23 protein-coding genes are annotated in these 21,067 nt (G+C 70.4%); 11 read left to right on the top strand and 12 right to left on the bottom strand.

Features of this window, described 5'->3' with window-relative positions; all coding sequences use genetic code 11:
• The first annotated feature begins 170 nt into the window (after nt 1-170).
• On the top strand, nt 171-641 hold the full coding sequence (locus ISP_RS47150) for an SRPBCC family protein (RefSeq protein WP_176742062.1): 471 nt from the start codon (nt 171-173) through the stop codon (nt 639-641).
• Here the strand turns inward: ISP_RS47150 and ISP_RS47145 are convergent.
• Nucleotides 631-1,206, bottom strand: a complete 576-nt coding sequence (locus ISP_RS47145; RefSeq protein WP_013230911.1) for a hypothetical protein — start codon at nt 1,204-1,206, stop codon at nt 631-633. The genes ISP_RS47150 and ISP_RS47145 overlap by 11 nt on opposite strands.
• A 165-nt stretch (nt 1,207-1,371) precedes the next feature.
• On the opposite strand from ISP_RS47145, the gene ISP_RS47140 reads away from it, so the two are divergent.
• The 3 genes from ISP_RS47140 (at nt 1,372) to ISP_RS47130 (ending at nt 5,792) form a co-directional block, all read left to right on the top strand.
• Nucleotides 1,372-3,189, top strand: coding sequence for an NHL domain-containing thioredoxin family protein (locus ISP_RS47140; protein ID WP_013230910.1), 1,818 nt, complete (start codon nt 1,372-1,374; stop codon nt 3,187-3,189).
• Between the two features lies 1 nt (nt 3,190).
• Nucleotides 3,191-3,523, top strand: a complete 333-nt coding sequence (locus ISP_RS47135) for a GroES family chaperonin (RefSeq protein ID WP_013230909.1) — start codon at nt 3,191-3,193, stop codon at nt 3,521-3,523.
• A 193-nt stretch (nt 3,524-3,716) separates the two neighbouring features.
• Nucleotides 3,717-5,792, top strand: a complete 2,076-nt coding sequence (locus tag ISP_RS47130) for a VanW family protein (RefSeq protein WP_013230908.1) — start codon at nt 3,717-3,719, stop codon at nt 5,790-5,792.
• Nucleotides 5,793-5,796: 4 nt separating this feature from the next.
• On the opposite strand, the gene ISP_RS47125 is transcribed toward ISP_RS47130, so the two are convergent.
• Nucleotides 5,797-6,504: a leucine-rich repeat domain-containing protein gene (locus ISP_RS47125; RefSeq protein WP_013230907.1), complete on the bottom strand. Its 708-nt coding sequence runs from the start codon at nt 6,502-6,504 to the stop codon at nt 5,797-5,799.
• Entirely contained in the window at nt 6,501-7,340 is an 840-nt protein-coding gene (locus ISP_RS47120) for a helix-turn-helix transcriptional regulator (RefSeq protein ID WP_013230906.1), read from the bottom strand. The genes ISP_RS47125 and ISP_RS47120 overlap by 4 nt, the downstream gene beginning before the upstream one ends.
• A 171-nt stretch (nt 7,341-7,511) precedes the next feature.
• Between ISP_RS47120 and ISP_RS47115 the strand changes: the two genes are divergently transcribed.
• Nucleotides 7,512-8,927, top strand: coding sequence for an MFS transporter (locus ISP_RS47115; protein ID WP_013230905.1), 1,416 nt, complete (start codon nt 7,512-7,514; stop codon nt 8,925-8,927).
• Between the two features lie 58 nt (nt 8,928-8,985).
• Here the strand turns inward: ISP_RS47115 and ISP_RS47110 are convergent, their stop codons facing one another.
• From ISP_RS47110 to mug, 4 genes are all read right to left on the bottom strand, one after another.
• Entirely contained in the window at nt 8,986-9,261 is a 276-nt protein-coding gene (locus ISP_RS47110; protein WP_013230904.1) for a GlsB/YeaQ/YmgE family stress response membrane protein, read from the bottom strand.
• Between the two features lie 137 nt (nt 9,262-9,398).
• Nucleotides 9,399-11,234, bottom strand: a complete 1,836-nt coding sequence (locus ISP_RS47105) for an acyl-CoA dehydrogenase (protein WP_013230903.1) — start codon at nt 11,232-11,234, stop codon at nt 9,399-9,401.
• A 159-nt stretch (nt 11,235-11,393) separates the two neighbouring features.
• Complete coding sequence (locus ISP_RS47100) at nt 11,394-12,179, bottom strand: response regulator transcription factor (protein WP_013230902.1); 786 nt, start codon at nt 12,177-12,179, stop codon at nt 11,394-11,396.
• A gap of 264 nt (nt 12,180-12,443) precedes the next feature.
• On the bottom strand, nt 12,444-13,004 hold the full coding sequence (mug, locus tag ISP_RS47095) for a G/U mismatch-specific DNA glycosylase (RefSeq protein WP_013230901.1): 561 nt from the start codon (nt 13,002-13,004) through the stop codon (nt 12,444-12,446).
• 117 nt (nt 13,005-13,121) lie between these two features.
• On the opposite strand from mug, the gene ISP_RS47090 reads away from it, so the two are divergent.
• A complete protein-coding gene (locus ISP_RS47090) occupies nt 13,122-13,298 on the top strand; it encodes a hypothetical protein (RefSeq protein WP_014467876.1) in 177 nt (58 codons plus the stop codon).
• Here ISP_RS47090 and ISP_RS47085 read toward each other — a convergent pair.
• Nucleotides 13,239-13,865: a VanZ family protein gene (locus tag ISP_RS47085; protein WP_013230900.1), complete on the bottom strand. Its 627-nt coding sequence runs from the start codon at nt 13,863-13,865 to the stop codon at nt 13,239-13,241. The two genes, ISP_RS47090 and ISP_RS47085, sit on opposite strands and share 60 nt — an antisense overlap.
• 219 nt (nt 13,866-14,084) lie before the next feature.
• Between ISP_RS47085 and ISP_RS47080 the strand changes: the two genes are divergently transcribed.
• From ISP_RS47080 to ISP_RS47065, 4 genes are all read left to right on the top strand, one after another.
• A complete protein-coding gene (locus tag ISP_RS47080; RefSeq protein WP_013230899.1) occupies nt 14,085-15,164 on the top strand; it encodes a Gfo/Idh/MocA family protein in 1,080 nt (359 codons plus the stop codon).
• 38 nt (nt 15,165-15,202) lie between these two features.
• Entirely contained in the window at nt 15,203-15,982 is a 780-nt protein-coding gene (locus tag ISP_RS47075) for an alpha/beta fold hydrolase (protein ID WP_013230898.1), read from the top strand.
• 116 nt (nt 15,983-16,098) lie between these two features.
• Nucleotides 16,099-17,790, top strand: coding sequence for a bifunctional metallophosphatase/5'-nucleotidase (locus ISP_RS47070; RefSeq protein WP_013230897.1), 1,692 nt, complete (start codon nt 16,099-16,101; stop codon nt 17,788-17,790).
• 38 nt (nt 17,791-17,828) lie between these two features.
• Nucleotides 17,829-18,155, top strand: a complete 327-nt coding sequence (locus ISP_RS47065; RefSeq protein WP_013230896.1) for an MmcQ/YjbR family DNA-binding protein — start codon at nt 17,829-17,831, stop codon at nt 18,153-18,155.
• On the opposite strand, the gene ISP_RS47060 is transcribed toward ISP_RS47065, so the two are convergent.
• Both ISP_RS47060 and ISP_RS47055 read right to left on the bottom strand, forming a co-directional pair.
• The gene (locus ISP_RS47060) at nt 18,145-18,681 is read right to left on the bottom strand and encodes a GNAT family N-acetyltransferase (RefSeq protein ID WP_013230895.1); all 537 of its coding nucleotides are present in this window, start codon (nt 18,679-18,681) and stop codon (nt 18,145-18,147) included. The two genes, ISP_RS47065 and ISP_RS47060, sit on opposite strands and share 11 nt — an antisense overlap.
• A gap of 8 nt (nt 18,682-18,689) precedes the next feature.
• Complete coding sequence (locus tag ISP_RS47055; protein ID WP_014467875.1) at nt 18,690-19,067, bottom strand: nitroreductase family deazaflavin-dependent oxidoreductase; 378 nt, start codon at nt 19,065-19,067, stop codon at nt 18,690-18,692.
• 88 nt (nt 19,068-19,155) lie between these two features.
• Here ISP_RS47055 and ISP_RS47050 point away from each other — a divergent pair, with 88 nt between their 5' ends.
• Nucleotides 19,156-19,806 carry a hypothetical protein gene (locus tag ISP_RS47050; RefSeq protein ID WP_013230893.1) on the top strand — a complete coding sequence of 217 codons (651 nt, stop codon included), beginning with the start codon at nt 19,156-19,158 and terminating at the stop codon, nt 19,804-19,806.
• On the opposite strand, the gene ISP_RS47045 is transcribed toward ISP_RS47050, so the two are convergent.
• Together ISP_RS47045 and ISP_RS47040 are read right to left on the bottom strand one after the other, a co-directional pair.
• Nucleotides 19,803-20,747 carry a cytochrome P450 gene (locus tag ISP_RS47045; RefSeq protein ID WP_230468659.1) on the bottom strand — a complete coding sequence of 315 codons (945 nt, stop codon included), beginning with the start codon at nt 20,745-20,747 and terminating at the stop codon, nt 19,803-19,805. The genes ISP_RS47050 and ISP_RS47045 overlap by 4 nt on opposite strands.
• Nucleotides 20,659-21,021, bottom strand: coding sequence for a cytochrome P450 (locus ISP_RS47040; protein ID WP_230468658.1), 363 nt, complete (start codon nt 21,019-21,021; stop codon nt 20,659-20,661). The genes ISP_RS47045 and ISP_RS47040 overlap by 89 nt, the downstream gene beginning before the upstream one ends.
• Nucleotides 21,022-21,067 lie beyond the last annotated feature (46 nt).

Raw genomic sequence — 21,067 nt, 5'->3', positions numbered from 1 at the left:
CTCTCCGGGGGGCGTCCCCAGGTCCAGTCTATCGCCGCGGGCCGGTCACCCCGGTCGTAACGGCGTTTCCGGGCCTGGCCGTCCACATCACTCTTCCGGCATCCACAGGCCGTTCCCTAACGCCGGTCTCTGACATACCCTCGGTATGTCCACTCAGTGTGGAGGTCCTGTTGAACGCTCCGAACGCCACCGGCCGGATCGAGATCGATGCGGCTCCGGAGGCCGTGTACTCCCTGGTCAGCGATCCCGGGCAGCTAGCGGGGCTCGCCGAGGAGTACGCCGGGCACCGGTGGGTCGGCGGTGCCTGCGAGCCGGCCGTCGGCGCCAAGTTCCGCGGGCGCAACCGGCGCGGGTTCCGGCGGTGGAGCACCCTGTCCACCATCACCGACGCCGAGCCCGGGCGCCGGTTCGGGTTCGAGGTCACCTCGGTTGCCGGATTGCCCGTCGCGCGCTGGCAGTACGACTTCGAACCCGCCCGTGATGGCTGTGTCGTCGTCGAAAGCATGTGGGAGCGGCGGCCGGCGTGGTTCGAGGTCGCGACCTCGACCGTCACCGGGGTCTGGGACCGGGAACAGGCCAACACCGCCAACATCGCCGCCACCCTGGCCCGGCTGAAGCGGGCCGCCGAAGCTAGTCGATGAAGCGGGACCAGAACGGTATGTAGCGGGGGCCGTCCGGTGGGGCCGTGCTGATCCCGCCCGTCGCGAACTCGCGGTGCAGGTAATCGCGCAGGTCACTGCCGTAGACGATGATGTCCGTCTGGTACACCGACAGCACCGGGTAACCGACCGTGTCCGCCAGGCCGGGCAGGTACCGGTGCCCGCACACCGGCACCAGCTGCGGCACGTCGGCCAGGCGCCGCCGGGCTTCGCGGACCGCGTCCTCGGGGCCGACCGGGCGCGTGCCCCAGTCCGGCAGCCAGAAGCCGTTGTGCTCGACGTCGTACAGCACGCCGTCGACCGGCCAGGCCAGCCGTTTGCGCAGCTGCTCGGGGTTGCCGCAGCGCCAATCGGGCCAGCGGTCGCCGATCGGGACGCCGGCCGCCAGGAACGTGCGGTGGTCCGCGGCGAAGCGGAAGCCGAACCGGCGCTCGACGTCGTCGAGCTCGGTTTCGCTCAGCCCGGGACGCACGGGTTCCCGGAGGTTCTCCTGCAGGTGCCGCGCCTCCTCCGGAGTGAGGGCGCCGGCCGGTTGGACGGGGGTCATGACGCGAGCCTAAGCGGCGGCTCACCCGCCCGCGCGTCCTTTTTCCCGCCGACCTGGGGACCCACGACCGGGTGAGTTTGTTCTCTCATCAGAGCGCACTGCGGAACAGAGCGTGAGCGCGTGTAGTTCACTCATGCCGTGACTTCTCCACGACCGCAGAGCCGCGTGCGCGCCCCCGAGCTGCGCGGCGACGTCTGGCTGAACACCGGCGGCCGCACGATCACCCTCGCCGAGCTGCGCGGCCGCGTCGTGCTGCTGGACTTCTGGACCAGCGGCTGCATCAACTGCCTCCACGTGCTCGACGAACTGCGTCCGCTGGAAGCCGAGTTCGCGGACGTGCTGGTCACCATCGGTGTCCACTCGCCGAAGTTCCTGCACGAGGGCGAGCGCGCCTCGATCGAAGCCGCGGTTCGCCGCTACGAGGTGCACCACCCGGTGGTCAACGACCCCGGGATGGAGCTGTGGTCGCAGTACGCGGTCCGCGCGTGGCCGACGCTGGTCGTCGTCGACCCCGAGGGGTACGTCGTGCACGTCGCCGCTGGCGAAGGGCACGAAGAGGCGCTTCGCCGCGTCATCAAGGACCTCGTGACGAAGCACGAAGCCAAGGGGACGCTGCGCCGCGGCGGCAGCCCGTACGTGCCGGTCGAGGAGCAGCCCGGCGAGCTGCGGTTCCCGAGCAAGGCCGTCGCCACCGCCGAGGGCCGCGTCCTGGTCGCCGACACCGGGCACCACGCCATCGTCGAGTTCGCTTCGGACGGTGAGACCGTCATCCGCCGCTTCGGCAGCGGGGCCCGCGGGAGCCAGGACGGTCCGTTCGACATCGCGACCTTCACCGAGCCGTCGGGCATCGCGCTCCTGCCGTACGACATCGCCGAGCGCGTCGGCTACCACGCCGTCGTCGCCGACACGGCCGGCCACCGGCTGCGCGGCCTCGACTTGATCACCGGCGAGGTGACGACGGTCGCCGGCACCGGCGCGCAGTGGCGCAGCGGGCCGGACTCGGGCAAGGCCGCCGAGGTCGATCTCACGAGCCCGTGGGACGTCGCCTGGTGGGGGCCGGCCGGCGGGGTCGTCGTCGCCATGGCGGGCAACCACACGCTGAGCGTGTTCGACCCGGTCGGCGGCACCATCCGCCGCTTCGCGGGGACGACCGTCGAAGGCCTTCGTGACGGCGACGTCGGCGAAGCGTTCTTCGCGCAGACCTCCGGCCTGGCCGTGGACGGCGACAAGCTGTGGCTCGTCGACGCGGAGACGTCGGCGCTGCGCTGGATCGAGCCCGCCGGGGAGTCGTTCACCGTGCAGACCGCGATCGGCGTCGACCTGTTTTCCTTCGGCCACACCGACGGCCCGGCCGACCAGGCGCTGCTCCAGCACCCGCTGGGCCTCGCCGTGCTGCCCGGCGACAAGATCGCGATCGCCGACACCTACAACGGCGCGGTTCGCCGCTTCGACGTCTTCACCCGCCAGGTGACCACGATCGCCACCGGGCTCGCCGAGCCGCAGGGCCTGCTGCTGCACGACGGCGAACTGCTCGTCGTCGAATCCGCGGGCAACCGGCTCGGCCCGCTCCCGGCAGCCGAGCCGACGGTCGTGGCCGGCGACGCGCACGCGGTGCGCCGCCCGCCGACGGTGCTCGCCCCGGGCGAGATCGACTTTTCGGTGGTGTTCACGGCACCGCCGGGCGAGAAGCTCGACGACCGCTTCGGCCCGTCGACGCGGCTCGAGATCAGCGCGTCACCGCCGTCGTTGCTGGCTGACGGCGGCGGGACCGGCACGGACCTGAACCGCAAGATCCGCTTGGCCCCGGGTGTGACGGAGGGAGTGCTGCAGGTCGTCGCGCAGGCCGCGAGCTGCGACGACGGTGGCGAGCACCCGGCGTGCCGGATCACCCGCCAGGATTGGGGCGTCCCGATCCGGATCGAAGACGACGGCGTGCGCGAATTGAGCTTGGTCATGGCCGGAGAACCCCGGACCGGCGGGTAACATGCAGGCCGTGTCTGACGGGCCGAAACTCGAAATCCAGATGCTGCACGACCGGGTCCTCGTGCGGCTGTCGCCGGAAGAGGGCGAGCGCCGCAGCAGCGGCGGCATCGTGATCCCCGCAACGGCGCAGGTCGCGCGCCGGCTCGCCTGGGGTGATGTACTGGGCGTGGGCAACAGTGTGCGGAACGTCAAGACCGGCGACCGCGTGCTCTTCAACCCGGAGGACCAGCTCGAGGTCGAGATCCAGGGCGAGGGGCATCTGGTGATGCGCGAACGCGACATCCACGCGGTGGCGACCGAGCGCACCGAGCACGGGACGGGGCTCTACCTGTAGGTCGGGTCCCGCGAAAGGCAGGCGCGTGGCAGACGAAGAGGTACGCGAGGGCGCGGAAACACTCGAAGCCGACCGCGCTCATGCGGCGGCCGAGTCCGTAACGGTCGAAGCAACGGCTGCCGAGGTGTGGCCCGACGCCCAGCAGGAGCTACCAGCGGTCGAGCAGGCCCCTGCGACGGCTGCACCGGAGCCGGTGATCGACCCGCCGACCGCGGCGACGCCCGCGCCGGCCGACTCGCCGACCGCGGCCGCCGCGCCGCCCGTGCCGGAGGCGCCCGAGCCGCCTGCTGTGCCGGTCGGCGATGCGGTGCTTAAGTGGCCCTCGGCGGACGAGTCGCCGACTGTGGCCGAGCCGCCTGCGGTGGCCGTGGGCGTTGCCGGGGCGGCCGCCGAACCTGCGACCGAGCCCGCGATCGAAGTCGTGCCTGCTTGGCCGCCCGTTGTTGCCGCGCCCGCTTCGGACACTGCCGCCGCCGCTCCTGATCTCTTCTCCGATGATCTGCTCGGCGAGCTGCTCGAGACCCCCGCGCCGCCTCCGGCTCCGGAGACGCCCGCGCGGCGGCTGCGCAAGAGCGTGGCCTGGACCATGATGTCCATCGGGCTCGCCCTTGGCCTCTTCGTCATCCTCTACGCCATCGATCTCGCCGTCAGCGCCGGGGATGTGCCGCGCGGGGTGACCGTCGCCGGCATCGAGGTCGGGGGGCTCAGCCATGCCGAAGCCGAAGCGAAGCTGCGGAGAGAGCTGGAGCCGCGGCTGATCCGGCCCGTTGTCGTGCACGGTGGGGATGTGCAGGCCGAACTCGTGCCTTCGCAGTCCGGGCTCGGGCTCGACTGGCCGAACACGCTCGGGCTCGCCGGGCACCAGCCGCTCAGTCCGATCACGCGGATCATGTCCTTCTTCAGCAGTCGCGAGGTCGGGGTGGCCACGCACACCGACCAGAATCGGATCGGGCAGGCCGTGCAGGAGCTCGCCGAGGGCAAGCTGAACCACCCCGCCACCGAAGGCACGGTCGGGTTCACGCCGATCCCGGGCAGCGACGGCGGGGTCACCGCCCACCCCGTCCTGCCGCGGCAGGGCCAGCAGCTGACCGACCTGGCCGGGGCCGTGCACACCGTCACCGACCACTGGCTCGACCCCGGCGGGGTCAAGCTGGCCATGGCGATCACGCCCGTGCGGGCGACCGCCGCCGGGGTGCAGGCCGCTTGTCAGCAGATCGTCGTGCCCGCCGTCGCGAAGCCGGTCGTCGTGCACGGCGAGGGCAAGGACGTTCCGCTGAAGCCCGCGACGATCGCGTCGTCGTTCCAGTTCGCCGTGGTCGAGGGCGGGGCCGTCGAGGTCCGCATCGACCAGGGCAAGCTGCAGGGCGCCCTCAAGGACCCGCTCGCCAGCACCGAGACCGACGGCAAGGACGCGCAGATCGTCTTCACCGGCGACCAGCCGACGGTCGAGCCCTCCGAAGAGGCCCGCAAGATCAACTGGGAGAAGACCTTCCTCCCCCTGATCGACGTGCTCAAGAAGACCGAGGGACGGGATCTCCCGGTCGTCTACAGCACGGCGGCACCCGGCGTGACCACCGACGCCGCCAGCGCGCTCGGCATCAAAGAGGTCATCGGCGAGTTCACCACCGGCGGCCTGACCGGCCCGGCCGCGACGAACAACCGGACGCTCGCCGCCCGCGTGTCCGGCGCGATCGTCAAGCCCGGCGAGACGTTCAGCCTCGGCGTCCGCTCCGGCCCGCGCACCGCGGACGCCGGCTACGTGCCCGCCCCCGTCGACGAGGACGGCACCGGGCCGTCCGTGGTCGGCGGCGGCGTCTCCCAGCTGGCGTCCACTTTGTACAACGCCGCCTACCTCGCCGGCCTGGCCGACGCCGGTCACCTGGAGCACGACCACTACCTCGACCGCTACCCCGCCGGCCGCGACGCCAAGGCCGTCAACGCCGACGGCAGCCCCGTCGAGCTCAAGCTGACCAACGACACCACGACCGGCATCGCCGTCCAGGCCACCGTTTCCGGCGACTCGGTGACCGTCCGGATCTGGGGCACCCGGCACTTCCGCGTCGAGGGCCAGACCGGAGCACAGACGCCCGGCGACCCGCCGCCGATCCAGTTCGGCTCCGGCGCGGCCGGCTCGTGCCAGCCCTCGATCGGTTCGTCCGGCTTCAGCGTCACCGACACGCGCGTGCTCTACGACCTCGCGAGCGGCACCGAGCTCCGCCGGACGTCGCACACGGCGACCTACGGTCCGCGTCCGACCGTTCTCTGTTGAGTTGTCAGCGAAGGACCATGCACCCCGCCTCCTCGAAGTCGCGCAGCCACGCCGGCTCCCGGAGCTGCTTGTTCCACCGCAGATCCAGCTTGTCCAATTTGGACAATCGGGTGAGCGACGCCGGCAACGTCGTCAACGAGTTCTCCCGCAGGTCGAGCTGACGCAGCTCACTCAGCAAGCCGATCGACGACGGCAGCGAAGTGAGCCGGTTGCCCCGCAGGTGCAGCTCCCGCAACGCCCCCAGGGCACCGATCGACTCGGGCAGGGCGACCAGCTCGTTGCGGTACAGCCGGAGTTCGCGCAGCGCCGCGAAGCCCGAGAGGTCCGACGGCAGCGAGGTGAGCCGGTTGTCCGTGCACCCCAGGTACCGCAGCTTTCCCAGCCGGCACCAGGCATCCGGGAACTTCGTCAGCCGGTTGTCGCTGAGGTAGAGGTACTCGGTGAGCCCGGCCAGCTCGCCCAGCTCGTCCGGCAGCGAATCGAACCGGTTGTGCGCCAGGTCGAGCGTGTGCAGCGACGTCAGCGCCGAGATGCCCGGGGGCAGCGAAGAAATCCGGTTCGCCGCGAGGTTCAGCACGCGCAGCCCGGTCAACGACCACAGCGACCCCGGCACCTCCGAGATCGAGTTCTTGTACAGATCGAGCCGGGTGACGTCGGGTGGCAGCGAAGGCACCGACGTCAGCCCCTGATCGCTCAGGTCCACCGATGTCATGACGACCGCCGGGTCAACGGCAGAAACGCCCACGTTGCCGCGTTGTCCGGAGTGGACACCTGGATCCGCAGGCCCGGTGCCTCCGAGACCGCCAGCTCGGTCAGCCGCAGGTGCATCCGGCCCGCCCGCGGGTGCTCGAACTCCCGCAACCGCGGCCGCGGTTCCGCCACCTCGTGCCGCGCCCACAGCGCGGCGAACTCGGGGCTCAGCGCGGCCAGCCGCCGGATGTCCTCTTCCCACGACGGGTCACCGATGTGCCTGCCGTACTCGGCGCGCATCCGCGCCACCATGTGCGGGACCTCCTCGTCGTAGTTCAGCAGCATCCGCCGCGCGTTCGGCTCGGTCACGCAGCACCACAGCAGGTTCTTGTGCAGGCACGGCAGGCTGTGCCACTCCCAGAACAGCTCCTCCTGCGCCGCGTTCGACGCGAGGATGTCGAACCGGCCGTTGATCACCGTGGCCGGCAGCGGATCGAGCGCGCGCAGCACCTCGCGCACCGCGTCCGGCACCACCTCGACCGACGACGGCAGCCGGGACGGTGTCAGCTCCGCCAGCCGGTACAGGTGTTCCCGCTCGGGGTGCTCCATCCGCAGCGTGCGCGCCACCGCGTCGAGCACCTGCGCGCTCGCGTTGATCGGCCGCCCCTGCTCCAGCCACGTGTACCAGGTGACGCCGACGCCGGCGAGCAGCGCGACCTCCTCGCGCCGCAACCCGCTCGTGCGGCGGCGAACGCCGGGCGGCAGCCCGACCTCCTCCGGGCCGATCCGCGCCCGGCACGCCTTGAGGAACTGGCCGAGTTCCTCCCGGCGGCTCGTGTGGACCTGCGTTGACGTCATGCCGACATGGTGCCGGAGGGGTACGACAATTTTCGGCGAAGCAGTGCTGTCCGGGGCGTCGCCCCGAGCCGGGGGCTCCGCCACCCGGACCCCCGGAAGATGGTGGTGCTCCCAGTACCAGCATCGCCAGGCTCTCTCCGCGCACGGCCGAAGGACCCCAAGGTCAGGGGCATGACACTGACCACCCCTGCCCCGGCCACCCCGGACCGGGCCGCCCGGCCGGACCGGCGGCCGTGGTTCATGCTGACCGTCCTGCTGCTCGGCCAGTTCATGGCGCTGCTCGACGTCACCGTCGTGAACGTCGCCATGACCGACATCCGCACCGATCTGCACGCGTCCGGCGCCGCGCTGCAGCTCGTCGTTTCCGGCTACACCGTGGGCTACGCGATGCTGCTGATCACCGGTGCCCGCCTCGGCGAGCTGTTCGGGCGGCGACGGCTGTTCGTCACCGGCGTCGTCGCCTTCACCGCCTGTTCGCTGCTCTGCGGGTTCGCGCCGGACGCCGTGACCCTGATCATCGCGCGGATCGCCCAGGGCGCCGGCGCCGCGCTGATGATGCCGCAGGTCATCAGCGTCATCCAGGCGCAGTTCAGCGGCCCCGCCCGGGCCAAGGCGCTCAGCGCGTACACCGCGGTCATCTCGGTCGCGTTCGTGGCGGGCCAGGTGCTCGGCGGCGTGCTCGTCGGCGCGGACCTCTTCGGCACGGGCTGGCGGCCGATCTTCCTGGTGAACGTGCCGATCGGGGTGCTCGTGGCCGCGCTCGCCCTCCGTCTGGTGCCCGGCGGCGCGGCGCAAGCGGGCCGCCGGCTCGACCTCGCCGGCCTCGCGCTCGCCGTGCCCGCCGTGGTGCTCGTCGTGCTGCCGCTCGTCCTCGGGCACGAAACCGGCTGGCCGGTGTGGACGTTCGTTTCGCTCGCGGCGGGCATGCTGCTGGCGGTGCTGTTCGTGGTCGTGGAACGCCGGGTGCGCGACCCGCTGGTCAACCTCGGCGTGCTGCGGGTCCGCGGTGTCGCACCGGGACTGGCCGCGCTGGCCACCGGCGTGGCGTCCTACGGCGGTTTCCTGTTCTGCGTGGCCTTGCACTTGCAGGCGGGCCTCGGGGAGACGGCGTTGGCCGCCGGGCTCACCATGGCACCCGGTGGCGTGGTTTTCGGCGTGTGCGGGTTCTTCTGGCACAAGCTGCCCGTCCGCGTCCACGCGGCACTGACGCCGTGCGGCTACGTGGGGTCGGCGGTCGCGTACGCGCTGCTGGGGCTCAGCCTGAAGGACGGCGGAAACGGCGGCGCGCTGTTCTTCGCCGCGCTCCTGCTGTTCGGCCTTTCCATGGGCCTGGCCTTCGGGTCCCTGATGGCGCACGCGCTGACCCACGTCCCGCTCGAAAGCGCGGCGGACGCCAGCGGCCTGCTCACGACGACGTTGCAGCTGGGCCAGGTCGTCGGGGTGGCGACGTTCGGGAGCCTCTTCCTGACGCTCGCCGGCGGTTCGTCGGCGCACGCCATCACCACGACGATGACCTGGGCCGCGGCCCTGCTGCTGGTGGGCGCCGGGTTCGCCGTCGCGCTCGCCCGCGCGTCGGCCCGGCGGTAGCCACGGAAAAGCCCGGCCGGTCCACCACGAAGGTGGACCGGCCGGGCTGGTTCCTGGGTTATCGGGTTACACCACGTCGGCCGTACGCGCCCGCGGCAATGCTGACACCGATCGCGGCCAGCACGACCTGGGTGAGGATCTCCAGCCAGTCGATGCCGTTCGTGTCGGCGTAGCCGAGGCCACGCGCGATGGCCGTACCGATGAAGGCGGCGATGATACCGATCACGATGGTCAGCCAGATCGGGATGTTCTGCTTGCCGGGAGCGAGCAGCCGGCCCAGAACGCCGATGATCAGCCCGACGACGATGGCGCTGATGATGCCGGCGACAGTCATCACTATCTCCTCTCGGTGGTCGCAGGTCCGGCCACTCGGTCCCGCGAACTCGAAGACGGAATTCCCCGGCGGTATGACCTCGAAACGCCGGAAGGGCCCCTTCCGGGTGGAAGGGGCCCTTCGGCGGAACACGTTGATCAGAACGCGGCTTCGTCCAGCTCCATGAGCGCGTTGTCGGCGGCCTCCACGATGGCGCGGCGGGCGGTCAGCTCCGGCAGCACCTGCTTCGCGAAGAACGAGGCCACGGCGATCTTGCCCTCGTAGAACGGGACGTCCTTGGCGGACGCACCCGCGTCGAGCTTGCCGATCGCGACCTCGGCGTGCTTGAGCAGCTGCCAGCCGATGAGCAGGTCGCCGACGGACATCAGCAGGCGGACCGTGTGCTGGCCGACCTTGTTGATGCTCTGCGGGTCCTCCTGGGACGCCGTCAGGTAGCCGATCAGCGAGCCCAGCATGCCCTGGGTGTCCTCGAGGGCCTGCTTGAGCAGCCCGCGCTCGTTCTTGAGCCGGCCGTTGCCCGCCTCGGACTCGATGAACTTGGTGATCTCGCCGGCGACGAAGGCCAGCGACTGGCCCTTGTCGCGGACGATCTTGCGGAAGAAGAAGTCCAGCGACTGGATCGCCGTGGTGCCCTCGTACAGCGAGTCGATCTTGGCGTCGCGGATGTACTGCTCGATCGGGTAGTCCTGCAGGAAGCCGGACCCGCCCAGCGTCTGCAGCGACTGCACGAGCTGCTCGGTGGCGCGCTCGGAGCCGACGCCCTTGACGATCGGCAGCAGCAGGTCGTTGACGCCGTGCGCGAGCTTCTGGTCGCCCTCGCCGGTCCACAGCTGGTCCTGGAACGACGCCGTGTAGAGGTACACCGCGCGGAGGCCCTCGGCGTACGCCTTCTGGAGCATCAGCGAGCGGCGGACGTCCGGGTGGTGCGTGATGGTGACGCGCGGGGCGGCCTTGTTCAGCATGTTCGGCAGGTCGGCGCCCTGGACGCGCTCCTTGGCGTACTCGAGGGCGTTGAGGTAACCCGTCGAGAGCGTCGCGATGGCCTTCGTGCCGACCATCATCCGGGCGTACTCGATGACCTGGAACATCTGCGCGATGCCGTCGTGCACCTCGCCGAGCAGCCAGCCCTTGGCCGGGGTGCCGTGCTGGCCGAAGGTCAGCTCGCAGGTGGTCGAGGCCTTGATGCCCATCTTGTGCTCGACGTTCGTGACGTAGGCGCCGTTGCGCTCGCCCAGCTCACCGGTCTTGGAGTCGAAGTGGAACTTCGGCACGAGGAACAGCGACAGGCCCTTGGTGCCCGGCTTGGTCTCGATGCCGGGGCCCTCGGGGCGGGCGAGCACCAGGTGCATGATGTTTTCGCTCATGTCGTGCTCGGCCGAGGTGATGAACCGCTTCACGCCGTCGATGTGCCAGGAGCCGTCCTCCTGCTTGGTGGCCTTCGTGCGGCCCGCGCCGACGTCGGAGCCGGCGTCCGGCTCGGTCAGCACCATCGTGGCGCCCCAGGCCCGGTCGATCATGAGCTGGGCCCAGTGCTTCTGCTCTTCGGTGCCGTTCTTGTTCACGATCATGGCGAAGTTGGGGCCCGCCAGGTACATGAACAGCGGGGCGTTCGCGCCGAGGATGAGCTCGGACGCGGCCCACTGGACCGTCGGGGGGAGACCGAAGCCACCGAGGTCGTTGGTCAGGCCGAGGCGCCACCACTCGCCGTCCAGGAGCTGCTTGTAGCTCTTCTTGAAGGACTCGGGGATCTTGACGCTGAACGTCTTCGGGTCGTACACGGGCGGGTTGCGGTCGGCGTCGGCGAAGGACTCGGCGAGCGGGCCGGTCGCGAGCTTGTTCAGCTCGGACAGCACCCCGCGGGCGGTCTCTTCGTCGGATTCGGCGAGCACACCCTTGCCCAGGCGCTCCTGCACGCCGAGTACCTCGAAGAGGTTGAACTCGAGGTCTCGGACGTTGCTCTTGTAGTGGCCCATGTCGTCACTCCAATGTGTTCGGCTCCCCGGCCGGGCACATATTCGCCTTACTCGCCGGTAACTTCAGGATATTACCTGCGGGTAACCAGAGCAAGCAGATCCGCACTTCCGAGTATCGGAAATCCCCCCGAATGTTGCCTTCGGCCTGCGAAAGAGCCGTCAGCGGTGGTCGGGGATCGCCGTTGTGTCCGCCGTCACCGGCACGTGCCCGTCTTCGGCACGGGCGATCAGGATCCCGCTGCGGAAGGCGATCGTCACCGCGTGTGTCCGGTCCCGGGCGGAAAGCTTGCGCAGGATGCTCTTCACGTGGGTCCGGACGGTCTCGACGGACAGGAACAGCAGCTTCGCGATCGCCGAGTTTTCGAGCCCTTCGGCGACCAGCTGGAGCACCTGGTACTCGCGCCTGGACAGCGGCATCGCGCCGCGCGGCGCCGGCGGGCTGTCGTGCGCGAGGTCGCCCTTCGGAGCGGCCGTGCGCTTCGGCCGGGCGGTCAAGGCGGCCAGCGCCGGGTCGATGTAACGGCGTTCGCTGTGCGCCCGCCGGATCGCTTCGGCCAGCCGCCGTGAATCGATCGACCGCGGCACGATCGCGTGCGCGCCGGCGGCGATCGCGGTCGCGAGGTACTGCTGCGTGCGATTCGCGTCACGGATCAGGATGACCAGGATCAGCGCCGGGTCGCCGGCGTTGAGCAGTTTGGTCAGGTGGCAGTTCGGGTCGAGCGCCGAGTCCAGGAGGACGACGTCCGGCTTGACCTGCTCGCACAGCTGCAGGGCCGCGTGGTGGCTGGCGGCTTGCCCGGCCCAGTGCAATCCCTGGTTGCGGTGCACGAGCGCGGCGAGGCCGTCGCGGAAGATCGGCACCGGATCGACGACCGCCACGCCGAGGCTTCGCCCGCCGGGTCCGGCCGGCCCCGCGGGCCTGCGGGTGGGCTCGATGCCGTGCATCGTGGGCCTCCGTCTCTGCGCGTCGCTCCCGGGTGCCGGACGTCTCCGGCACCGTCCGGTTCCCTGCTTGGACCGGGCGGAAGTGACTCCTCCTGCTGGGTACGAGTCGCGATTGCGCAGCTCATGACGCCAAATCCCCCTCATGGCCCAATCCGCCGGTCACAGCAAACTTTCGGTAGAAGTCGATCATGGAGAGTTGGCGCGGGTGGGCGGGAAAGGACCTGATGGGGCCATCGGCGCTACTGAGGGTGGCCCGTGAGCCGTTCAACGATTTCGACAGTCTTCGGATGCGGTCCGCAGCTCGGCGAACTCCGCCGCCAGCCCGGCCGGCGTCCAGTGTGCGTTGAGCCCGCTCGGGTTCGGCAGCACCCACACGTGGGTGTCGCCGATCCGGTGGTCCTGCCGCCCGACGCGCGCCTTCGGGAAGCCGAAGGCGGTCCGGTAGGCGGTGATCCCGACGACGGCCAGCCACCGCGGCCGGTACTCGAGCACCTTCGCGACGAGCAGCTTCCCGCCCTCGCGCAACTCGTCATCGGTCAGTTCGTCGGCGCGGGCGGTGGTCCGGGCGACGACGTTCGTGATGCCGAGGCGGAGCTCGAGCAGCCGGTCCTGCTCGCCGGGCGAGTAGCGCCGCGGCGTGAAGCCGCCGTTGTGGAGGGCGGGCCAGAAGCGGTTGCCGGGGCGGGCGAAGTGCCGGCCGAGCGCACCGGAGTACAGGCCGGGGTTGATGCCGCAGAAGAGGACGTCGAGGCCGGGGGCGATGACGTCGGGGATGGTGGCGTTGTGCGCCGCGGCCAGCTGGTCCTTCGTGGGTCGGGTGCTCACCCGTCCAGTTTCCGGCACGCCCGGGTTCGCCGCCTTCGTCGCGGGGGGTAGCCAATTCGGTACTGACCTGCGTAACCTGTGTGATCTCCCGCACAGCGCCGTACCGAGGAGGATTTCGTGCAGCTTCCGATCGTCCTCGGGCTGGTCGCGCTGGTCTTGGCCGTGGCCGCGCTCGTCGTCGTCCTGGAAGACCGGCGGACCGCCAAGCGGGCCGCGCTGCAGCGGAAAGCCCGGCTAGCGCGTCTCGGCGAAGTGGACCCGCTCGCTCCGGGCCGGCTGCACGTCGACCGGTGAACGCCGGAGCGTCAGCAGCAGCGCCCCGAACACCCAGCCGGCGACGGCGCCGAATGTGTTGTTCATGAGGTCGTCGACGTCGAAGATGCGGTAGACGAACGGCGCCGTGCCGAAGTTGGCCGTGAGCTGCATGAACTCGATGAGCAGTGACGCCGTGAAGCCGATCAGCGCGGTGCCGGTCAGGCCGCGGCGCCAGAGGATCCGGGCGAACACCCCGAGCGGGACGAACAGCAGGACGTTCAGGCACGCCTGCTGGAACGTCTGCGTCATGAACCACTGCCCCCCGTGCTTGAGCAGCTCCGTGTGGATGTCGGCGATCCACTGGAACGGGTGCAGCTGCACGGTCTGGCCGAGCCGGCGGCTGCCGGGACCCGGCAGCGGCAGGAGGACGACCGCGAGCGTCATGCAGCCGTAGAGCAGCACCGCCGCGGTGGTGGCGAGGCCGCGCAGCCGCAGGCCGCCGTGCCGGGCGAGCTGGGTGATCAGCTGCGGCACCAGCACCACGGCCCACAGTGCGAGGAAGGCGATGAAGCCGTACTGCAGGGCTGTGAGCTGCGCGTTCGTCATGCCATCGACGTTATGGATCTTGCCCCCGGTGCCGCTTCGGTCGAAGAGCCCGACGGTCCGGGGCCGCCATCGGCCACTCGGCCGACCCGTCCGCCGCCGATCGGTGGACCGTGGGTGAGCGAAGTCATGCCGGCGTAACCGGATGCGGCTTGCGCCGATACGGGAATGCGCACGACGCTCGGCACGTCGGGCTCTATGCAGGCAACGAAAGGAACGCTCATGGCACCGCTCCGGGTCGGCATCGTCGGGCTCAGCGCGAACGGCGGCTGGGCCGCGACCGCGCACGTGCCCGCGCTGGCCGCGGTGGACGGCTACGAACTCCGCGCGCTCGCCGGCAGCAGCGCCGAGTCGGCGCGAGTGGCCGGCGAAAAGTACGGCGTGCCGCTGACCTTCGGCGACGCCGGGCAACTCGCCCAGCACCCGGAGGTCGACCTCGTGGTGGTCGCCGTGAAGGTGCCGCAGCACCGGGCGCTCATCGAGCCCGCGCTCGCCGCGGGCAAGCAGGTGCTGAGCGAGTGGCCGCTGGGCGTGAGCCTCGCCGAAACCGAGGCGCTGGCCGACGCCGCCCGGGACAAGACGACCGCGGTCGGCCTGCAGGGACGGTCCGCGCCGGCGTTGCGCTACCTGCGCGACCTCATCAAGGACGGCTACGTCGGCCGCGTGCTCTCGACGTCGCTGATCGCTTCAGGCGCGAATTGGGGCCCGAGCGTGCGGGCCGGCCGCGACTACCAGCTGCACCCCGCGGGTGGGGCGACGATGCTGACCATTCCGTTCGCGCACACGGTCGACGCGCTGGCCATGGTGCTCGGCGGCTTCGCCGAGCTCTCGGCAACGATGGCGACGGTCCGGCCGCGGGTGCGCGACGAGGTCACCGGTGAGTCCGTCGAGATGACGGCGCCGGACCAGATCGCCGTCACCGGCGTGCTGACCGGAGGTGCCGTCGCGTCGCTGCACCTGCGTGGCGGGACGTCGCCGGCCACGGACTTCCACTGGGAGATCAACGGCACCGAAGGCACGCTGCTCGTCGAGGCCGCGGACCCGCTGTTCTGGATCGCGAAGCTGACGCTGCGCGGCAGCCGGACCGGCACGCTGGAGAAGCTCACCGTGCCCGCGCGGTACGAGCTGCCGCAGCTGGCCGGGCGCAGCGCCGAACCCTCGTACAACGTGGCGCACGCGTACGCCCGGCACCTCAAGGGCGACCTGCCGGACTTCGAGCACGCCCTGCGCGTGCACCGCGTGCTCGACGCCGTCCAGCAGTCGGCGGACAGCGGCACCCGGATCGAACCGGACGCAAAGTAACTGTTACCGGTGGTTGCAGATTCCGCTACCCTCGGGTCATGGACGACGTTGTCTACGACCGCGCGGGCCGGGGCGAGCCGCTGGTGCTGATCCACGGCATCGGCCACCGCCGCCAGGCGTGGGCGCCGGTGTTCCCGCTGCTCACGGCCCATCGTGACGTCATCGCCGTCGACCTGCCCGGCTTCGGCGAGTCGCCCGAGCCGTCCGGCGGGTACGGCATCGAGCCCGCGCTGGTGATGTTCAAGCAGCTCTTCACCGACCTGGGGCTCGACCGGCCGCACGTCGCCGGCAACTCGCTCGGCGGCCTGCTCTCGCTGGCCCTCGGGCAGGCCGGCTTGGTCCGCAGCGTCACGGCGTTGTCGCCGGCCGGGTTGTGGAACCGGACCCAGAAGATGTACGCGATCGCCACGCTCAAGGCCCACCGGGCCCTCGCGCAGCGCACGCCACCGCACGTCGTGCGCCGCATCGCCGCGAGCGCGTCCGGGCGGCGCGCCCTGACCGGGATGATCGTCGGACGGCCCGAGCTGCAGACGCCCGAGACCGTCGTCGAGGACGCGCACGCGCTCGCCACCGCGCCGGGGTTCGAGCCCACGGCCGCGCAGTCCCGGGGCGACTTCCGCTTCACCGGCCCGGTCACCGGTGTCCCGGTGACCATCGCCTGGGCCGAGCGTGACCGGATCCTCGCCCGGCCGCGCCTCGCCGACCTGCGGAAAGTCGCACCGCACGGGGTCTTCCGGCTGCTGCCGGGCTGCGGGCACGTGCCGATGAACGACGACCCGGAACTCGTGGCCGGAGTGCTGCTCGACGGAAGCCGTTAGGTGACGTTCGCTTTACGTCCGTCTTTTGACCCTGGTAGGTAACTGCTTCGCGAGGCAGAATCCTCCGCCGTGCGCCCGTTCGGGGACCAAGGGCGCGAATCGGAGGAAGAACACTCATGAGGCTTTCGACCCGGCTCGCGGTGTTCGCCGCGGCCGCGCTGGCGACCACGGCGGTGACCACCGCACCCGCGTCCGCGGGCCAGCGCCCGGATTCCACCACCGACGTCCGGATCATCGGGTTCAACGACCTGCACGGCAACCTGGAGCCGCCGTCGGGCTCCGGCGGCCGCGTGGTGCAGTCGGACGGGACCACTGTGGACGCCGGCGGGGCCGCCTACCTGGCCACGCACGTGAAGCAGCTGCGGGCGCAGGTGGCCAGCTCGTTCGTCGTGTCCGCCGGGGACAACATCGGCGCGTCACCGCTGACGTCGGCGCTGTTCCACGACGAGCCGACCATCGACTTCATGAACATGCTGGGCGTCTCCGCGTCCGTCGTCGGGAACCACGAGTTCGACGAGGGGTACAAGGAACTGCAGCGCATGCAGTTCGGCGGCTGCCACCCGACCGATGGTTGCCAGTTCGAGAAGACCTTCAAGGGTGCGAACTTCCCCTTCATCGGGTCCAATGTGTACTTCACCAACGGCCTGCCCGCGCTGCTGCCGTTCACCGTGAAGTTCGAAGGCGGCGTGCCGATCGGCGTCATCGGCGCCACGCTGAAGGACCTGCCCTCCGTCGTCACGCCGGAGGCCATCAAGGGCCTGAAGTTCGGCGACGAGGTCGAGGCGATCAACCGGACCGCGAACCTGCTCGACTTCTTCGGCGTCAAGGCCCAGATCGTGCTGATGCACCAGGGTGACGGCACCGAGGTCGAAGGCCCGAACGACTGCAAGCTGCGCCCCGGCCCGGCCGCGGCGATCGCGGCCGCGGTGACGCCGAAGGTCGACGCGTTCTTCACCGGGCACAGCCACCAGCAGTACAACTGCGTGATCAACGACCCGGCCGGCCAGCCGCGGCCGGTCATCCAGGGCTCGTCGTTCGGCAGGCTGCTGTCGGTGGTGGACCTGAAGATCAGCCGCCAGACGCGGGACGTCGTGCGGTCGCAGACCAAGGCGTTCAACGAGATCGTCACCCGCACGGTCACGCCGGACCCGGCCGTGGCGGCGCTGGTTGCCGACGCCAAGACCAAGTCCGCACCGATCGCGAACCAGCAGGTCGGCACCATCACCGCAGACCTGCCGGCGGCGGGCAACACGGCCGGTGAGTCGCCGCTCGGCGACGTCATCGCCGACGCGCAGCTCGCGGGCACGCAGTCGAACAACGCGGTCGTCGCGATGACCAACCCGGGCGGTATCCGCGCCGACCTGACGTACAAGTCGTCCGCGAACGGCGAGGGTGACGGCGTGGTGACCTACGGCGAGGCGTTCACCGTCCAGCCGTTCTCCAACATCATGCAGACGATCACGCTGACCGGCGCGAACCTGAAGAACGTGCTGGAACAGCAGTGGACCGCGAGCGGCACGAAGATCCTGCAGATCTCGAGCTCGCTGCACTACTCGTACTCGGCGGCCGCGCCGATCGGCTCGCGCGTTTCGAACATCACGGTGAACGGCACGCCGGTCGACCCGGCGGCGGCGTACCGCGTGTCGGTGAACAACTTCCTCGCCGCCGGCGGGGACGGCTTCACCGAGTTCACCAAGGGCACGAACCTCTCGGGTGGTCCGGTGGACCTCGACGCGCTGATCGCCTACCTGGGTGCGCACCCGAACCTGGCCCCGCCCGCGGCGGACCGGATCACCCGCCTGCCGTAGTTCCGGTTTTTCCAAGACACCGGGTCGACAATGGACCCATGACGACCTGGGAAGACGTCGTGCGCCTCGCCTCCGGGCTCCCGGAGGTGGAGGCGTCGACGTGGTACCGCACACCCGCGCTGAAGGTGGCGGGCAAGGGGTTCGCGCGACTGCGCACCGAGGCCGAAGGCGGCCTGGTCGTGCTGTGCGGGCACGACGAGAAGGCCGCGTTGCTGGAATCCGGCGACGCGGCCTTCTTCACGACGCCGCACTACGACGGGTACGGCTCGATCATCGTCGACCTGGACCGCGTGGACGTCGATCAGCTGCGCGAGCTGCTCGAAGAGGCGTGGCGGCTGAAGGCGCCCAAGCGGCTCACCAAGTGAGCTCGCCCTTCAGCATGCTCATCAGGATCATGTCGTGGCGCTTGCCGTCGAGGCCGACGAACGCCTCGCGGTGCCTGCCCTCCTCGACGAACCCGATCTTGCGGTAGACGTGCCGGGCGACCTCGTTTTCGGCGACGACCCACAGCGTGATCTGGTGCAGCCGCATGTTGTCGAAGCCGTACCGGCACATGAGCCGCAGCGCCTCGGTGCCGTAGCCGCCACCGGCGCGGTATTCGGCGTCGCCGATGTAGACGTCCAGGTAGGCTTCGCCGATTTCGGGCTCGGCGTCACGCAGGTCGATGACGCCGATGAGCTTCCGCTCGGCTTTGGCCTCGATGCCGAGGACGACCTTCTCGTAGGTGTTGATCGCGCGCTCTTCGCAGCGTTTGCGCACCTGGGCCAGCGACAGCGGGTGGCCGTTCTCCATCCAGCGGCCGACCTCGGGGTCGGTCACGAACGGGTGGATCCGCTCGGCGTCCTCCGGTTCGAGCGCGCGCAGCCGGACGAGCTCCCCGTCGAGCAGCATTTCTCCCCCTAGTCCCGCTTCAGCAGCAGGAAGTCGTGGACGTTCAGCAGGCCGAGGAACTGGCGCACCGGGGTCGGCATCGCGCGGCGTGACTCATCATGCACGAGCTCGGGCGAGTGCACGCGGTAATTTTTCCGCTGGGTGATGATGGTGCAACTCTCCGCGGCCAGCACGTTCTTGACCCAGTCCGTGTCGGGGCCGTAGGTGAGGGCGACGACGAACCCGTCGCCGGTGCGGAAGACGTTCAACGGCGTCCGGTACTCCCGGCCCGACTTCCGTCCCTTGTGGACGAGCAGGCCGAACCCGGGGGCCCAGCCGACGACGTGCTTGTTGATCCGGTTGGTCACCACGCGGTTGAACCGGGCGAGTCCTTTGGGCAGCACCATGCGCGGCATGATATCAACAATCGATGAATTAACCGATCGGGTGACCCCGGCTCCCCGCCCGTACCGCGCCGATGGTGGGATATGGCGCATGTCGAGCGAATGGCCGCTGCGCCAGGACCCGGAAGCGCCGGTGATCATCGCACTGGCCCTGGTGAACGACCCCGACGAGCTCGGCTTCGTCGTGCTGGACGACGAGGACGACTGGTTCATCAGCGACGGCACCGAGCTGTCCGACGACGTGCTGGTCAACCGCGAGAGCTTCGGCAAGCTGTCGCTGCGCGAAGCCGTCGAACTGCTGCCGCAGCTGGGTGCGCTGGCGGATCTGCCGACCGGGATGGCCGCCGACTGGGACCCGGAGCACCGCACGTGGCTGCTCTCATCGGTGACCGGTTCCGACGACGAAGACGAGGACGTCCGGCTGCTCGCCCAGCGCCGCGCGGCCTGGGAGTACGAGGGCTCGCCGGACGACGAAGCCCAGATCAGCACCGGCCTGACCGAGATCCCGACCGGCCCGCAGCAGCCGGTGCGGGCGGTCCGGCAGGTCGTCCGCGAGCAGGACGGCACGTGGCTGTTCGTCGGCTTCGAGGTTCCCGAGGCGGAGGACTTCGAGGTCGAGGGCCTGGAGCTGGAGCACGTGGCGAACCTGTACCCGGACGTGCGCACGGTGCTGAAGGCCGCGCCGGGCCAGGTGTACGACCGTGCGACGCCGGACTCCGAGTGGGAGCTCGTCGAGGGTTAGACCTCGATAGGCAGGTGGAACAGCCCGCGCGTGATCGGGCTCGGCCACCAGATGAGTTCCTCTTCGGGCACGGTGAGCCGGGCCGTCGGAAGGCGGCGGAGCAGGGTCTCGAAGGCGACGTCGGCCTGCAGCCGGGCCAGGGCCGCGCCGATGCACAGGTGCGGCCCGGCGCCGAAGGCGATGTGCCGTCGTTCGGCGGCCCGCTGTCCCGGCCGGAAAGCGTCGGAGTCTTCGAACACTGCGGGGTCGCGGTTGGCCGCCAGCACGGAGACGAGGATCGGCTCGCCCGGCCGCATGAGCCGGCCGCCGATCTCGACGTCCTCGGTCGGGAACCGCCAGGTCGCGTTCTGCAGCGGCGCGTGCAGCCGGAGCGCCTCCTCGATGACGGCGGCGCGGTGCTGCGGATCCTGCCGCGCCTTCGCTGCTTCTCCGGGGTGGGTCAGCAGCGCGAGCGCGCCGGTGGCGATCAGCCCGACGGTCGTTTCGTGGCCGCCGATCAGGATCAGGAACGCCGTCGACGTCACCTCGTCCGCGGAGAGCGTGCCGGTGGCCTCCTGGGCGACGAGGTCGCTGATCAGGTCGGTGCCCCGCGTCGCCCGCTTGGCCTCGACGACCTCGGTGACCAGCCGTTCCAGCACGTCGGTGGCTTCGCGGACCTTCGAACCGTCGGTGTCGTCGGCGGAGTCGATGACCAGGGACCACTCGTGTACGTCCTCGCGGTAGGACTCGGGCACCCCGAGCAGGTCACAGATGATCGCGATCGGCAGCGGGTAGGCGAGGGCGGTGACCAGATCGCCGTGTCCCCGCGCTTCGACGGCGTCGATCAGCTCGTCGGTCACCTGCTGGGCGCGTTCACGCAGGTGCTGCATCCGGCGCGGGCCGAACGCGCCGGCGCAGGCGCGCCGCAACCGGGTGTGCTCGGGCGGATCGGTGTTGATCATGTTCGACGCGAGCGACGGCCGGTGGTCGAGCGGCAGGCCCATGCCCGAGCGGCAGGCCCATGCCCGAGCGCTGCCACTCCTCGTTGCCGGCGAAGGGGCTCTTGACCAGCGCGGGATGGTTGAGCGCCTTGATGGCGTCGTCGTACCGCGTGATCAACCAGGCCGAGATGCCGGTGGGAAAAGCGAGCCGGTGCGGCGGTCGTTCGCGCAGCCAGGCGTAGGCGGGTGAGGGGTCGCGATCGAAGTCCGGACCGAACAGCGCGGGCTCTCCCATGTGTTCACCCTGCCCGCCGGACTTTCTTCGCGACAAGTGTCCCGGC

Source organism: Amycolatopsis mediterranei (assembly GCF_026017845.1).
GTDB classification, from domain to species: Bacteria; Actinomycetota; Actinomycetes; order Mycobacteriales; family Pseudonocardiaceae; genus Amycolatopsis; species Amycolatopsis mediterranei.
Note: the sequence above shows the minus strand (reverse complement) of the source record. Positions and strands in the feature narration are given on the sequence as shown.

What these genes read in the sequence shown, in the direction of transcription:
- ISP_RS47125 (WP_013230907.1), bottom strand. Translation starts at nt 6,504, where the DNA reads ATGACATCGGTGGACCTGAGCGATCAGGGGCTGACGTCGGTGCCTTCG.
- ISP_RS47040 (WP_230468658.1), bottom strand. Translation starts at nt 21,021, where the DNA reads ATGGGAGAGCCCGCGCTGTTCGGTCCGGACTTCGATCGCGACCCCTCA.
- ISP_RS47070 (WP_013230897.1), top strand. Translation starts at nt 16,099, where the DNA reads ATGAGGCTTTCGACCCGGCTCGCGGTGTTCGCCGCGGCCGCGCTGGCG.
- ISP_RS47120 (WP_013230906.1), bottom strand. Translation starts at nt 7,340, where the DNA reads ATGACGTCAACGCAGGTCCACACGAGCCGCCGGGAGGAACTCGGCCAG.
- ISP_RS47135 (WP_013230909.1), top strand. Translation starts at nt 3,191, where the DNA reads ATGCAGGCCGTGTCTGACGGGCCGAAACTCGAAATCCAGATGCTGCAC.
- ISP_RS47105 (WP_013230903.1), bottom strand. Translation starts at nt 11,234, where the DNA reads ATGGGCCACTACAAGAGCAACGTCCGAGACCTCGAGTTCAACCTCTTC.
- ISP_RS47115 (WP_013230905.1), top strand. Translation starts at nt 7,512, where the DNA reads ATGACACTGACCACCCCTGCCCCGGCCACCCCGGACCGGGCCGCCCGG.
- ISP_RS47055 (WP_014467875.1), bottom strand. Translation starts at nt 19,067, where the DNA reads ATGGTGCTGCCCAAAGGACTCGCCCGGTTCAACCGCGTGGTGACCAAC.
- ISP_RS47075 (WP_013230898.1), top strand. Translation starts at nt 15,203, where the DNA reads ATGGACGACGTTGTCTACGACCGCGCGGGCCGGGGCGAGCCGCTGGTG.
- ISP_RS47045 (WP_230468659.1), bottom strand. Translation starts at nt 20,747, where the DNA reads ATGATCAACACCGATCCGCCCGAGCACACCCGGTTGCGGCGCGCCTGC.
- ISP_RS47050 (WP_013230893.1), top strand. Translation starts at nt 19,156, where the DNA reads ATGTCGAGCGAATGGCCGCTGCGCCAGGACCCGGAAGCGCCGGTGATC.
- ISP_RS47065 (WP_013230896.1), top strand. Translation starts at nt 17,829, where the DNA reads ATGACGACCTGGGAAGACGTCGTGCGCCTCGCCTCCGGGCTCCCGGAG.
- ISP_RS47100 (WP_013230902.1), bottom strand. Translation starts at nt 12,179, where the DNA reads ATGCACGGCATCGAGCCCACCCGCAGGCCCGCGGGGCCGGCCGGACCC.
- ISP_RS47145 (WP_013230911.1), bottom strand. Translation starts at nt 1,206, where the DNA reads ATGACCCCCGTCCAACCGGCCGGCGCCCTCACTCCGGAGGAGGCGCGG.
- ISP_RS47085 (WP_013230900.1), bottom strand. Translation starts at nt 13,865, where the DNA reads ATGACGAACGCGCAGCTCACAGCCCTGCAGTACGGCTTCATCGCCTTC.
- ISP_RS47110 (WP_013230904.1), bottom strand. Translation starts at nt 9,261, where the DNA reads ATGACTGTCGCCGGCATCATCAGCGCCATCGTCGTCGGGCTGATCATC.
- ISP_RS47080 (WP_013230899.1), top strand. Translation starts at nt 14,085, where the DNA reads ATGGCACCGCTCCGGGTCGGCATCGTCGGGCTCAGCGCGAACGGCGGC.
- ISP_RS47060 (WP_013230895.1), bottom strand. Translation starts at nt 18,681, where the DNA reads ATGCTGCTCGACGGGGAGCTCGTCCGGCTGCGCGCGCTCGAACCGGAG.